Source organism: Paenibacillus apiarius (assembly GCF_017052585.1).
Classification (GTDB): domain Bacteria; phylum Bacillota; class Bacilli; order Paenibacillales; family Paenibacillaceae; genus Paenibacillus_B; species Paenibacillus_B apiarius.
In genome coordinates this window covers 3736656-3749216 of the sequence record NZ_JAFFHZ010000001.1, presented here as the reverse complement: position 1 = coordinate 3749216, position 12561 = coordinate 3736656, and the positions used below count along the sequence as shown (strand labels likewise).

The following is a 12561-nucleotide window of genomic DNA, read 5'->3' as shown; positions in this document are numbered from 1 at the left end:
CGGTTCTAGTTGTGCAAGCTTGCAAGCTTATTTTATCCGCTCTGCGGAATGTTATACTTGTTGTCGACTCAATTTCTATCCAAAAGGAGCGATCTCCATGAGTAAAGGCCTGGCGCTATGGTTCGCCTGCTCATCTATCGGCCTCTTGACGGCCACCGCCATCTCCTTAAGCTACAGTGCATGGCTTGTCGCCTTGTTTGCAGTCTTGGCCGTATGCAATATTGGATTCGGCTTCGTGACGAAAGCAAGACTGCGTCGCCAATCCGCTTCCTCCGTGAATAAATGAACAAAAGCAAGAGACCTCCCGCGAAGTGAATCGCTCTTGGAGAGGCCTCTTGCTTTTTTGTTGGCGGCCGGACGGCCATCGCATTCATACCGGCAGGCTAACCTTATCGAGGAAGCACAAATCCCATGCGGCGCTTCACTTCATCAAGCGTCTTCTGTGCCACTTCGCAGGCCCGTTCGGCACCCCGGCTAAGAGCATCGTGATGTTCCCCCGTGCGGCGGACTTCATGATAACGGGCTTGCAGCGGTTCGATAAGCGCAGCGACTTGTTCCGCCAAATCCTTCTTGAACGGCCCATACATCTGGCCTTCGTATTTCGCTTCAATCTCCGCAATCGACATTCCTGCAGCGTGAGAATAGATACTAAGCAGGTTGCTGACTTCCGGCTTATTGGCCGGATCGTATTTGACGACAGCTTCGGAGTCGGTCTTGGCCCGGCTAATTTTCTTCCGAATGACAGCAGGGTCATCCAACAGCGCAATGTAGCTTCCCGCATTCGGATTGCTCTTGCTCATTTTCTTCGACGCATCGTCCAACGACATGATTCGTGCGCCCACTTCGGGAGTGTAGGTCGCAGGTACGGTAAAGTAATCGCCAAATCGGTGATTGAACCGGTTCGCAATATCGCGAGTCAGCTCCAAATGCTGCTTCTGATCGTCGCCTACGGGAACCAAATCCGCATTGTAGAGCAAAATATCTGCCGCCATTAGTGACGGGTAGACAAACAACCCGGCACCGACCGATTCCTTGCCTTCCGATTTGTCTTTGAACTGCGTCATTCGCTCCAATTCGCCCATATACGTCAACGTCGTTAATAACCATCCGAGCTCCGCATGCTGCGGCACCTGCGATTGCAGGAAAATCGCCGCTTTAACTGGATCGATGCCTGCCGCAATATACAGGGCGGCGACGGATTCCGTCTGCTCTCTCAGCGCTTCAGGATCTTGAGGGACCGTAATCGCGTGCAGGTCGACGACCATGAAGAAGCATTCATGCTCATGCTGCAGCTTCACGAAATTTTGAATCGCTCCGATGTAATTGCCCATCGTTAATTGACCGCTTGGTTGGATGCCCGATAATACACGTTTCATCCTGTTCACACTCCTTTTACTTTCTGCATTATCATGCTTAGAAAAATACAAAAAGGCCTTTCGTCAAGGGACGAAAGACCGTGGTGCCACCCTCTTTTATTCGCCTCAACCAGCATGTACTTAGCATGTACTGAAGTCGCGGTTGCGCGAATCTCTGCCCGATAACGCCGGGATGCGGCCAAGCCTACTGGCGATGCTCGGATCGCACCGGTTCGGCTCAGCGCTCAAAGGTCCATTCAGCTGATGCGCCAGCACCGGTTCACAGCATCCACCGGCTCTCTGAAGCCCAACGTATCGCATACTTGTCCTTATCATCGCTTTCAATTAGATGCCTCCGCCTTGCCACAGGCAACGCGTACTTGATTAGCCACTAGAATAGCGAAGAACTCCCCTTTTGTCAATCGCCCTCGCGTACATCAAGTCATATGACTTTACGGAGCGGATTTGATATCATAAATCGTAACGCAGAAGCGCTCAAAATTCATTGTATAAAGGAGCAATTACATATGTATCAGATTACAAAAGGCCAATGGAACGGTTATGAGACGCTCATCATGGACAGCGGCGCCCTGGAAGCGACTCTGCTTCCCGGACTTGGATGCAATGTCATCCGGCTGTGGGATAAATCCGCCCAGCGCGACATCCTGCGTGCACCAGCGGAGAGCGACCTCGATTATTATATGACGAAGCCATATCATTTCGGCATTCCGATGCTGATGCCGCCCGGACGGATTCGCCGGGGACATTTCGAATATGCGGGCGTGTCCTACCAGTTCGACCAAAATACGGCGAACGATAACCACATTCATGGCCTGCATCGCTTGCAGCCATGGTCTGTCATTCGCGCGGAAGCGGAAGCCGATCAGGCTGTGGTTACGGCACAATTCCATACAGCTGACGATGACAATTGGATGCGCCAATACCCGACTCCGCTGGAGTTTCAATTAACGTTCGTCCTGCAAGGAAGCACGCTATCCCAGCACTTGACGGTGACGAACGTTGGCGGGCAGGCGGCACCGTTCGGCTTTGGAACGCATACTTGGTTCCTCATCGACGGCGAACCGAATCGCTGGACGCTTCAGGTTCCGGTAAGCGGTATTTATGAATTGGATGAGGAACTGATAACTACAGGCAATACTTTGCCGTTAGGCGAGAACGAACAGCTTCTTAAGGGAATGAATTTGCAAGGCACGAACTTCGATACGGTATTCAGCATCGGTTTGGACAAGCCTGAGGCATGGTTGACACGGGATGACGGCTATCGCATCCGTTATGCAGGCAACCGTCCGTTCTTTAAGCATTGGGTGCTCTACACCCGCGGTGTTGCGGATGAAATCGTCTGTGTGGAACCGTATACCTGGTTGACCGATGCCCCTAATCTGCCATTTGATAACGACACGACCGGTTTAATCGACTTACAGCCGAATGAGCCGATCACGCTCGTGCTCGATCTAGAAATCCAACATCCATAAATGTTCGTTTTACCAATGCCAAGTCGGCCCTCTGACTTGGCATTATTTACATGAACGGCTTAGCAAGGTTCATCGCATATTTCCACTCTAGCTTTCCATACTAACAAACACAAGGAGGTGAACAACATGCCAGCAAATCAATCAGGAAGCCGCTCTAACAACTTGGTGGTACCTCAAGCTACAGCAGCTCTTCAACAAATGAAGTATGAGATTGCTCAAGAATTGGGTATTCCAATCGCACAAGATGGCTACTATGGAAACTACACTTCCCGTGACATGGGTTCCATCGGTGGATTTATTACAAAGCGTCTTGTTCAAATGGCTGAACAACAATTGGCGGGCCGCACTCGCTAATAGCTACCGTGCAGCAAGGCCAATGCATCGTCCATACTTAAGCAGCACAAGCAGCTTCGGCTTATTCGGCCTCTTCCTTCGGCCACTACCGTTCCTGCGTGGCGGGCAGAATCATTTGCTCGCCAATGTTAAAGAAGCTCTCTTTTCTAAGATAGAGAGCTTCTTTGCTTTTGTCCTCGGCTCAGGAAGCGCGCTTATATGTTTGGGATTCCTGCTTATCAAGCATATGTACCAAATTATAATTCGATTCGAACCATGTGCTGATATGCAATGTATCCTGCTTGACAGCAAAGTCAAATACGATTTCACCGTGTGTCCATTGCTTCTTGTGCTTCAAAGAATCGATGGCAGTCTGGCGGAACGAGGCCACATGACGCAGCGTCAAGCCCTGTCTGATGGGCTTGTTGATACCATTGCTGCTCTCCAGCGCATCGTGCTTCACGCCGAACTTCCCTACCACGTCATTGCGAATGCAGACAATGACCGTCCCCCCAGTTAGTCCGATCAATTCAGACTCCAATTGCTCAAACACTAGGCTTAATTGCCTAGCCAAAGGCATTCCGTTAGTCTTCATTTTACAAAGTCCCTCCTTATATAAAATAACCGCACCATCCTGAAAATGGTTCTCAAGACTCATTATAAGGGAACTTTTTCCTATTTTCAACACATATATACATATTTAGATTTTTCTTGACTTCAAACGACAAAACTATAATAAATGTTTGTTTTTTTGCTAACATTTGCATAGACCCTGTATAGGGGCGATGCTATAATGATGCTAGCATGCTATATTATGGATCTCTTGGGACATATAAAGGAGCGGTCATATGAATTGGTTCAATACGCTAAACTTGAAGCATAAGCTGTTAATCGGCTGCTATGGCATCGTGGGCTTGTTCGCATTGACAACGATTGTGCTGCTTACAAGCGGCGCTTCGCTCATACCAGGACTAATTACCCTTGTCATCCTTATCGGAATCAGTTATCCGTTCATCAACATGTTGGAGAAATCCCTGACTGAGCCTATTATGGAGATGTCCCGATCCGCATTGCAGATTGCGAAGGGAGACTTCTCCCAGACCGTTCAGGTGTCGGCAAATGATGCCTTGGGAGAGCTCGGTCATTCGTTTAACTCAATGGTCATCAAGCTGCGTGAAATATTGCAGCAAACGACCGATATATCCCGCCACGTTTCCGACTCCGGCCGGGATATGTATCATAAGAACCAGAACATGAAAATGGTCATGGAGCAGGTGGCTGCATCGTCGAACGAGCTGGCTATCGGCGCTGCCGAAATTTCAGAAGATATATCCGCCATGTCGGATTCCATCAAGCAAATCGAGCATAAAGTCGAATCCTATACTCATTCCACAAAAGAAATGAACGATCGATCCGCCCTGACCTTGCGTTTGGTGGATAAGGGCCGGACGGCCGTAGACACGCAAAGTGCGGGCATGCAGCGGAATATTGAAGCGACTGAGCATGTAGCGACTGCGATTAACCAGCTGGCACGCCAGACCGAAGGAATCTCCAAAATCACCCGCACCATTTCAGAGATTGCCGAACAGACGAACCTTCTATCCTTGAACGCTTCCATTGAAGCGGCGCGCGCCGGCGAGCATGGCAGAGGCTTTGCCGTAGTCGCCCAGGAAGTAAGGAATCTCGCTGAGGAATCAACCGCTTCCACCAAGGAAGTATTCACGCTTGTCAAAGGAATCGAGCAAGGCATCAAGCAAGCGATTACAAATATTCATATCAATGAAGAAGTTGTACATACTCAAACAGAAATGATTCGGGAAACCGAACGCATCTTTAATGAGATTGTAGAAAGCATCCGGTTCATAACGGGGCAAATTGCGGCCTTTGCCCAAGAGAGCGACAGTATGCTGGACGGAGCCAAGACGATTTCCAGCTCCATTGAGAACATTTCTGCGATTACGCAGCAATCCGCCGCCGGAACCGAGCAGGTATCCGCTTCCATGAACGAACAGATTGCTTCCGTTCAAGCTATGGTGGAGACTACCGAGGAACTGCAGCTGAAAGTAGTACAGTTGCAGCGTACCTTTCAAGTATTCAAATTGTGAAACAAATAGCTTGCATCGTGACAACAGTTCATCTTCCCCCGAGTCAAAAAGGGCTGCAGATCATCAAGATCTGCAGCCCTTCGCCCTTTCACGGCCGATCAGCCTATCCTATGCTTTCCGGTACGAGCGGAACGCCTGCGCTCTCTACTCAGCCACAGCATGAATCCAACTGTGCCTGTCAACCCGCAGACGAAGCCGTATAAGTACATGGCCTGACCACCGTACGCCTCCTGCAGCGCTCCACCGCTCATACCTCCAGCAATGCCGGCGAGTCCGAGGAACACCATGCCGAGCAACGCTTGCCCCGTCGCTGCCAATTGCTTCGGCAGAAGCTGCACGACAAATTCGATTGCAAGCACCCATAGCGCCGCATACGTAATCGCATGCGCTCCCTGAAGCGCGACAACTACCCATGGCTCCTTCACAAGGGCATATATGAGCCATCTTATCGCATATAGGGCGCTGACCAGTGTTAGAAGCTTCAGCATTCGGCTGCGCCGCATCAGTCTGGTCATCATGGCAAAGCCGATTACCTCACTTAATCCGGCGACGGCCCAGGCCCATGACACCTGTACCGATGAGGCTCCCAAGTCGTTCATATGCAGCGACAACAACGCATCATTCATGCGGTGCGGCATGGCAATGATAAAGATAAGCGTCAAAAAGAGGAGCAGAGAGGGCACGGAAAGCGCTTTTTTCAGCACGGCTGCATTTACTGCAGCTTCCGCGCCCGCCGCTTCCTGCGGCGGTTCTTGCAGCAAGAACATGCTCACGAACAGGCTGCCCCATATCGGCACGTACATCCAGAACAGCGAGTCGACCCCGCCCCATAAGTCGAACATCTGCCCCATCACGATGGCGGTTAACGTGAATCCGACCGAGCCCCACATTCGAATCGAGCTGTAAGACTGGCCGACCGCCGTCGCCGACTTGACCGTCAGCGTATCAAGCAAGGAAACAGCCGGCAGAAAGCAAATATACAGCACAAGCAGACTGACTGCAGCCGTAATGCGGTCTGTAGACAAAAACAAGCAGGCAGCGGCAATTCCTTTTCCGAGCCATAAACCGAGCAGGAGCGGTCTAATCGCCTTTATACGGTCGCTCAAGAGCCCGGCGACTGGTTGAGCGAACATTGCAAGGAAAGGCCCCAGCATTAGCAACGTTCCGACTTCAAAGGATTGAAACCCCCGCTCCCGCAACAGGAGCGGCAAATAAGGGATGAGCAGCGCATTGATGGAATAGAACAAAGCATGAAACATCTTTAACAAGCGATTCGATGTCACAATGAGGTCTTTCCTTTCCAGATTGCTCTACTTGCGCTCCTGCGCCTAAGAGGAAATGCCGCCGCGCTTCTGGCTTATTCCGTCATTTGCAGGAACAATTCAACATCCTTGAGCGTAACGTCAATTGCGGTTTGCCAAAAATCCGGTTTCGTCAGATCGACGCCAAGGTGCTTCTCGGCCAACGCTTCGACTGTCATGACACCTGTATCGCGCAGCAGCGCATCGTATTTGGCAGCGAAGGATTCGCCTTCCTGCAATGCGCGCGCATACAGTCCGGTGCTGAATAGATAACCGAACGTGTACGGGAAGTTATAGAACGGAACATCCGTGAAATAGAAGTGCATTTTGGAAACCCAAAAATGCGGATGCAGCGAGTCAAGAGCCCCGCAGAACGCTTCGTTTTGCGCCTCTTCCATTAGAGCACACAACTGCTCGGAGGACAGGAGTCCTTCTTTGCGCTTCTCGAAGAAACGCGTCTCGAACAGGAAGCGAGCATGTATATTCATGTAAAAAGCAATGGAACGCTGAATCTTGTCCTCCAGCAAGGCCAGCTTCTCCTGCTCGTCTTTCGCCTGCTTCACAGCAGAATCAGATACGATCATCTCTGCAAAAGTCGATGCGGTCTCTGCGACGTTCATCGCATATTGCTGCGCAAATGCAGGCAATCCGTCCATGACGTATTGATGATAGCCATGACCCAGCTCATGCGCCAGCGTAGACACGTTGGAAGGCGTACCTGCATATGTCATGAATATCCGTGTTTGATTCACGACCGGAAGCGAGGTGCAGAATCCGCCCGGACGCTTGCCAGGACGATCTTCCGCTTCAATCCAACGGTTCTCGAAAGCCTGCACGGCGAAGTCAGACATGCGCGGGCTGAATTTGCCGAACTGCTCAACGATAGTATTTGCGCCCTCATCATACGAAATCGTCGCTTGCGTCCCGCCCAGCGGCGCTTCCACATCGCACCACGTCAATTTTTCTACGCCCAGCAGCTTGGCTTTGCGCTCCAGATATGCGACGAACTTCGGCTTATTGCGTACAATCGTATTCCACATGGCGTCCAACGTCTCTTCAGACATGCGGTTCATGGCAAGCGGCTCTTTCAAGACACTGTCCCATCCGCGATGCTCATACAACTTCAGCCGGAACCCGGCAATACGATTCAGCGCGTCTGCGCAGAAGTCCGCCTTCTCGCTCCATGCTTCTTCCCATAGCTTGAACATTTGTTCACGGACTTCGCGGTTGGGATGCGACAGCTTATTGTGCGCTTGACCGGCGGATAGCTGTACCTTTGTACCCTCTTCTTCATAGTCGATCCGGAAATGCGAAATGACCGTGTTGTACATTTCCGACCAGCCGTGATAGCCGTCTGTAGCCAGATCGCCGACGAGCGCTTCTTTTTCGGGGGACATCTTCTCCTGAGCCCATTCACGGCGCTCATTCAAGTTGAAGGCGATGCCATCATTTTCCGGAAGCTTCACGAAAGCTGCCCAGACTTCGTCCGGCATGCTGCGCAGCAATTCATCATACAGCGTATCGACTGTAAGCAGCTGCGCGCCCAGCGTTTGAATGCGGCCGGACAATTGAACCGCTTTCTTGTCTTTAATGTTTTGTGCTGTAAGGCAACCGACATAAGCCCCCGCTTCATGGAGGCGTTTATTTACATCCTGCAGTTGTTCAGTTATATGTACAAGTTCCTTCGTATCCTCCAACGTCTGCGGAGCAGACATTTCTTTAAGCTTGCCGGTCAGTGCCGCGATATCCTGTTCTGCGGCTGCAAGCGATTGTCGCAATGCTTCAGACTCCGCGCCTCCGGAGAAAATGACATCCAAATCCCACGTTTGGCTTAACGGTTGTTTCATGCCACACACACCTTTCTGCGAATATTATTGGTAACGGAAGGCATAATAGGTTGTTCAAAAAGCTCTTTTTGAACACGCAACTATTTGAGTTTTGCACCTTGACCGTGTATAACTAAACTATACCAAAATTAAACTTACTCGCACAGGGAGGATTATAGCGCATGAGACCTTTGCAAATCTCAGCGGATACCGCGTTGAAGTTATCGAAAGCGCTCGGCGTCCCCGTGGAGCAGCTTATGCATATGCCGCAGCATATTTTATTGAAGCAGCTTGCCGAGCTGGCCCAAGCCGATGCTGACTCTTCCGCTGCCAAAAATCACACTTCGGCGGAGAATTCGAAATGATACCATTAGAGAATACGCTGCCTTACGATCACATCATGGGAGATATTTATGTTTCGAGCTGCCCGTTCTGTCATAAAGACAACGTCTTGCTCCCCTTGAAACCGCAAGAACTGCCGGATATCCGCGACGGCAAGAAACGGCTGCTCGTGTTCCCATGCTGCCGGAACCGCATCGTTCTCATCGACGCGGATAGCGATTACTTGTTGGCTGACCGCCAGATTCGTTAATCTTCGACGGACACCCCTCTCTCTGCACATTGATGCAGCACCTTGTAGTAACAACTTCAATGTGCTGAGGGGGTTTTTCTTTTTTCAACACTGAATATTACCCAAAAAACCGACCTGTATGAAATGATGATTGACTGTCCCATCCATCTGCAGCATCTTGCCCGCCTCTACTTAATACGAGCTTGCCTTGCAACGCCCGGAACTGGCTAACTGGCCCTTGCCAGTCTCATGGTTCACATTTCAATGGCACTGAACTGCAATAGTACACTTATTTAAATCTAATAACTCGCCATCACTGGTCTTTAACTGCAAATGTGCATTTCATTTTCGTGAAAATCGCTGATATAGAGGGAATTTTTTATTTTAACTGCACTTTTGCATTTGAAATGCTGAAGAAGGAATTTTTCAGCAAAATAAACTGCCTTTTGCAGTTCACTTCCCCCCTTATCCACCTAGTCATCAATCCTCAAAATAAAAAAGCTGACTCTTCATACCCAATCACGGCAACAACAAGCAAGCTGGCTCCCTTATATTCTCAGGAACCAGCTTGCCAGTGAACATTATTGTGTGAATCCCCCGCTGATGCTAACGGCAGGCGGCGCATCTCCTTCCTCCGCCATCTGTTCCCGAAGGACGGCCCATTGCTCGCGTGCCGCACGAATCATCGCGGCATCCATAATGCGCTTGTCGTGAATAATCCGGGCGAAGCACTTGGCAGCTTCATTCAGATCGCCCAGCCGGCGGTATAGCTCACCGATAATATAAATGAGGCGGGCATCGTTCTGATCGCGCCATTCGTGCTCGAATACGATAATATACGAATCCAGGGCAAAACGCAGATAGCGCAGCTCGTTGTTCGTATCGTTCCGGTAGCGGTAGAGCCACGCAATGTGGTGCAGCAGACCGGCAACGACGCGTTTGCTTTCCCCGATCGTCTGGGCTGTCAACAAGGCGAGTTTATAGGTTTCTAGCGCTTGGTCCCATGTACGCTCGCCAGCGTATTCCCGCGATGTCCATTGGGAAGCGATGACTTCTTCAAAAGCTTCCCGGTTGGCAGGCAGCCAATTCTTCAGCGAATTCTCTGTCGAGGCGCAGCCGCATTCCGGACAGACCCGCACAACGTAAAAGTCGGGATTCACTTTATCCTCACCGAAATGCGGACAAAAATCGCTGTCAATGCGAATCGGCTTTTTAAAACGCGATCGTACGCGTGACGATTGGAATGTATTCTTGCAATATGGGCATTCCACTTGTAGCAGGTAAAGTGGTTCAACCTCCATTATAGTGTCCCTTCCTTCTTGCTGATTGATAAGCATAAGTGATGAGGGAACTTTACCACATTATCGGAACTTATGCTGTGAACTAATTGGTGTTAACAAAATGATAGGCCGGTCCCGATAATCGTTCCAACACCATGTCTCGCAGCGAAGGCTCCAAGCCGATCTCTGTCAACGCCTCGCGCATGCAGCCCAGCCATGCATCCGCACGCTCGCGGGTAATCGGGAACGGCATGTGGCGCGCCCGCATCATCGGATGGCCGTATTCATCGGAGAAGAGTGACGGTCCTCCGAAAAATTGCGTCAGAAACATGAACTGCTTTTCCATGACAGGCATAATATTTTCCGGAAACAGCGGCCCGATTAGAGGGTCAGCTTGCACCCTCGGATAAAATGCCTCTACAATCCGCCGAACGGTCGCTTCCCCCCCGATCGCTTCATATATCGTCTGGCTATATCTTTCCATACGCACTCCTGTCTTTGGCGCAAGTAGGGTAAGCACATCAGACTCCCCTCCTTCAGCCCTATAATAATAGTACTCTCTGCTCAACTTTATTACAAAAGCACCCTGTTTTCAATTCATTTCAGGAAGATGCTGGCTGCTGCATACGTATATCTGCACAAAAAAACGCTGAATGAATTCAGCGCCGTGACTTAATTATAATACCTTTCCCAATCCTCTTCCTGCGGTCCCATCAACGACTCTCGAATGACATAGACGAAAGCGCACACAAGGATGCCAGCAATTATACCCATCCTCATCACCCCTAACGAACTACTACGCGTTTCATCGTTCTCTACATTTATTTTATCACAACGATACCCAAAAATATACGTTCTTCTGCAAGCGTTTACTTTACATTTTGATTACAAAATTCGATTGGAGACGTACGATAAGCTGGTGCTTGGCATGTTTGCCTTTATCTCATCATATGTTTGAAGGGAGTAATGCGTGCAGGCCTTGTGAAAGGAGAGTGCCCATGAAACACAGGACAAGCCGTTCTTATTTGGCGCTATTGCTCATCGCAGGCATATGCGGCCTATTTCTCATGCTAATGGCAGCGCACCCCTCCACTGTCTTGGACGCAGCCACGCGCGGCGTGTCCATTTGGTGGGACGTGCTGTTTCCTTCGCTGCTGCCTTTTTTCATTATTTCCGAAGCGCTGCTAGGCTTTGGCATTGTGCACTTTATCGGGATGCTGCTTGACCCTGTCATGCGCCCTATGTTCCGTATTCCTGGCATCGGGGGCTTCGTAGTGGCGATGGGCTATGCTTCCGGATACCCGGTAGGCGCCAAGTTGACGACACGGCTGCGCACACAAAATTTAATTACGCGAGAAGAAGGCGAACGGCTCGTTGCGTTCACTACCTCGTCCGATCCTATCTTTCTCATCGGAGCCGTGGCGGTCAGCTTCTTCGGAGATGCCCGCCTTGCCTTAACCCTCGCGCTCGCTCATTATGGCTCCGGGCTTGTCGTCGGGATAATCATGCGATTTTACGCGCCGCATGCGCCGCTGACGCCGCTTGATGAGCCATCGCCTGCAGATGGTTCGGGGAAAGTCCAGAAGGCGTCCATTTTCCGGAGAGCTTTTCGAGCGATGCACGAAGCGAGGAAACAGGATGGCCGGCCGTTGGGCACCCTGCTCAAAGAAGCAATCGATTCCTCATTGAAACTCATGATCGTGGTCGGCGGTCTTGTCGTCTTCTTTTCCGTTGTCATGGATTTGCTTGCCGTCATCGGAGTTATGCAGTTCTGGGAACATTTGTTTCAGCTGCTGCTGAAGACCTTTCATTTATCCCCGAATCTTGCTCCCGCTTTCACGGGAGGCTTATTTGAAGTGACCTTAGGGGCGAAAAGCGCAGGCGCCGCCGTCACTGCCGGCACCCATGCACAGGTGGTGGCAGCCGCCTGGGTGCTGTCATGGGCCGGATTGTCGGTCCATGCACAAATTGCCAGTATCATGAACCAAAGCGATCTGAGGTACATGCCGTTTCTATTGGCCAGGCTTATCCATAGTGTGGGAGCTGCTGTGGCCGCATACTGGCTGTATCCGTTCCTCATGCGATTGGAGCCGCAGCTCCCTGCTTGGCTTCCATTCCTCGGGGACTCCGCTGCATGGATGTCTCCTTGGGAGACCGCTTGGAGTTCAACGCGAGTCGGACTTGTGCTGGCAGCGCTCTTTTTTATCTTGATGTGCCTCCTCTCCTTCTTTATCGAGACAGTGCGCTTGAATCGCAAATAACTTGCATTGTCAGCCATCTTTACCCGAAATGGCGAT

Annotated in this window: 13 protein-coding genes and 1 other annotated feature; of the genes, 7 read left to right on the top strand and 6 right to left on the bottom strand. The window is 50.7% G+C overall.

The window, feature by feature from the left end:
• The first annotated feature begins 97 nt into the window (after nucleotides 1–97).
• Nucleotides 98–286, top strand: a complete 189-nt coding sequence (locus tag JSQ80_RS16795; RefSeq protein ID WP_087435899.1) for a hypothetical protein — start codon at nucleotides 98–100, stop codon at nucleotides 284–286.
• Nucleotides 287–389: 103 nt separating this feature from the next.
• Here the strand turns inward: JSQ80_RS16795 and trpS are convergent, their stop codons facing one another.
• Nucleotides 390–1376, bottom strand: coding sequence for a tryptophan--tRNA ligase (gene trpS, locus JSQ80_RS16790; RefSeq protein ID WP_206096074.1), 987 nt, complete (start codon nucleotides 1374–1376; stop codon nucleotides 390–392).
• A gap of 63 nt (nucleotides 1377–1439) precedes the next feature.
• Nucleotides 1440–1700: a binding site (T-box leader), on the bottom strand.
• 182 nt (nucleotides 1701–1882) lie between these two features.
• Here trpS and JSQ80_RS16785 point away from each other — a divergent pair.
• Nucleotides 1883–2848 (top strand): aldose 1-epimerase, encoded by a 966-nt coding sequence (locus tag JSQ80_RS16785; protein WP_206096073.1) that lies wholly within the window; start codon nucleotides 1883–1885, stop codon nucleotides 2846–2848.
• Nucleotides 2849–2974: 126 nt separating this feature from the next.
• Entirely contained in the window at nucleotides 2975–3202 is a 228-nt protein-coding gene (locus JSQ80_RS16780; RefSeq protein WP_087435896.1) for an alpha/beta-type small acid-soluble spore protein, read from the top strand.
• Nucleotides 3203–3383: 181 nt separating this feature from the next.
• Here JSQ80_RS16780 and JSQ80_RS16775 read toward each other — a convergent pair whose 3' ends face one another.
• A complete protein-coding gene (locus JSQ80_RS16775) occupies nucleotides 3384–3776 on the bottom strand; it encodes an O-methyltransferase (RefSeq protein WP_087435895.1) in 393 nt (130 codons plus the stop codon).
• A gap of 253 nt (nucleotides 3777–4029) precedes the next feature.
• Between JSQ80_RS16775 and JSQ80_RS16770 the strand changes: the two genes are divergently transcribed.
• On the top strand, nucleotides 4030–5286 hold the full coding sequence (locus JSQ80_RS16770) for a methyl-accepting chemotaxis protein (protein WP_087435894.1): 1257 nt from the start codon (nucleotides 4030–4032) through the stop codon (nucleotides 5284–5286).
• A 98-nt stretch (nucleotides 5287–5384) separates the two neighbouring features.
• On the opposite strand, the gene JSQ80_RS16765 is transcribed toward JSQ80_RS16770, so the two are convergent.
• Together JSQ80_RS16765 and JSQ80_RS16760 are read right to left on the bottom strand one after the other, a co-directional pair.
• Nucleotides 5385–6569, bottom strand: coding sequence for an MFS transporter (locus JSQ80_RS16765; protein WP_206096072.1), 1185 nt, complete (start codon nucleotides 6567–6569; stop codon nucleotides 5385–5387).
• A 74-nt stretch (nucleotides 6570–6643) separates the two neighbouring features.
• On the bottom strand, nucleotides 6644–8434 hold the full coding sequence (locus tag JSQ80_RS16760) for a M3 family oligoendopeptidase (RefSeq protein ID WP_206096071.1): 1791 nt from the start codon (nucleotides 8432–8434) through the stop codon (nucleotides 6644–6646).
• A 161-nt stretch (nucleotides 8435–8595) separates the two neighbouring features.
• On the opposite strand from JSQ80_RS16760, the gene JSQ80_RS16755 reads away from it, so the two are divergent.
• Both JSQ80_RS16755 and JSQ80_RS16750 read left to right on the top strand, forming a co-directional pair.
• A complete protein-coding gene (locus tag JSQ80_RS16755; RefSeq protein ID WP_087435891.1) occupies nucleotides 8596–8778 on the top strand; it encodes a YycC family protein in 183 nt (60 codons plus the stop codon).
• Entirely contained in the window at nucleotides 8775–9005 is a 231-nt protein-coding gene (locus tag JSQ80_RS16750) for a hypothetical protein (RefSeq protein ID WP_087435890.1), read from the top strand. Before JSQ80_RS16755 ends, JSQ80_RS16750 begins: the two co-directional genes overlap by 4 nt.
• Nucleotides 9006–9565: 560 nt before the next feature.
• Here the strand turns inward: JSQ80_RS16750 and JSQ80_RS16745 are convergent.
• Both JSQ80_RS16745 and JSQ80_RS16740 read right to left on the bottom strand, forming a co-directional pair.
• A complete protein-coding gene (locus JSQ80_RS16745) occupies nucleotides 9566–10285 on the bottom strand; it encodes a DUF2225 domain-containing protein (protein WP_087435889.1) in 720 nt (239 codons plus the stop codon).
• Between the two features lie 82 nt (nucleotides 10286–10367).
• Entirely contained in the window at nucleotides 10368–10748 is a 381-nt protein-coding gene (locus JSQ80_RS16740) for a globin domain-containing protein (protein ID WP_087435888.1), read from the bottom strand.
• Between the two features lie 514 nt (nucleotides 10749–11262).
• On the opposite strand from JSQ80_RS16740, the gene ylbJ reads away from it, so the two are divergent.
• Nucleotides 11263–12525 (top strand): sporulation integral membrane protein YlbJ, encoded by a 1263-nt coding sequence (gene ylbJ / locus JSQ80_RS16735; RefSeq protein ID WP_206096070.1) that lies wholly within the window; start codon nucleotides 11263–11265, stop codon nucleotides 12523–12525.
• Nucleotides 12526–12561: the final 36 nt, after the last annotated feature.

What these genes read in the sequence shown, in the direction of transcription:
- JSQ80_RS16795 (WP_087435899.1), top strand. Translation starts at nt 98, where the DNA reads ATGAGTAAAGGCCTGGCGCTATGGTTCGCCTGCTCATCTATCGGCCTC.
- trpS (WP_206096074.1), bottom strand. Translation starts at nt 1,376, where the DNA reads ATGAAACGTGTATTATCGGGCATCCAACCAAGCGGTCAATTAACGATG.
- JSQ80_RS16785 (WP_206096073.1), top strand. Translation starts at nt 1,883, where the DNA reads ATGTATCAGATTACAAAAGGCCAATGGAACGGTTATGAGACGCTCATC.
- JSQ80_RS16780 (WP_087435896.1), top strand. Translation starts at nt 2,975, where the DNA reads ATGCCAGCAAATCAATCAGGAAGCCGCTCTAACAACTTGGTGGTACCT.
- JSQ80_RS16775 (WP_087435895.1), bottom strand. Translation starts at nt 3,776, where the DNA reads ATGAAGACTAACGGAATGCCTTTGGCTAGGCAATTAAGCCTAGTGTTT.
- JSQ80_RS16770 (WP_087435894.1), top strand. Translation starts at nt 4,030, where the DNA reads ATGAATTGGTTCAATACGCTAAACTTGAAGCATAAGCTGTTAATCGGC.
- JSQ80_RS16760 (WP_206096071.1), bottom strand. Translation starts at nt 8,434, where the DNA reads ATGAAACAACCGTTAAGCCAAACGTGGGATTTGGATGTCATTTTCTCC.
- JSQ80_RS16755 (WP_087435891.1), top strand. Translation starts at nt 8,596, where the DNA reads ATGAGACCTTTGCAAATCTCAGCGGATACCGCGTTGAAGTTATCGAAA.
- JSQ80_RS16750 (WP_087435890.1), top strand. Translation starts at nt 8,775, where the DNA reads ATGATACCATTAGAGAATACGCTGCCTTACGATCACATCATGGGAGAT.
- JSQ80_RS16745 (WP_087435889.1), bottom strand. Translation starts at nt 10,285, where the DNA reads ATGGAGGTTGAACCACTTTACCTGCTACAAGTGGAATGCCCATATTGC.
- JSQ80_RS16740 (WP_087435888.1), bottom strand. Translation starts at nt 10,748, where the DNA reads ATGGAAAGATATAGCCAGACGATATATGAAGCGATCGGGGGGGAAGCG.
- ylbJ (WP_206096070.1), top strand. Translation starts at nt 11,263, where the DNA reads ATGAAACACAGGACAAGCCGTTCTTATTTGGCGCTATTGCTCATCGCA.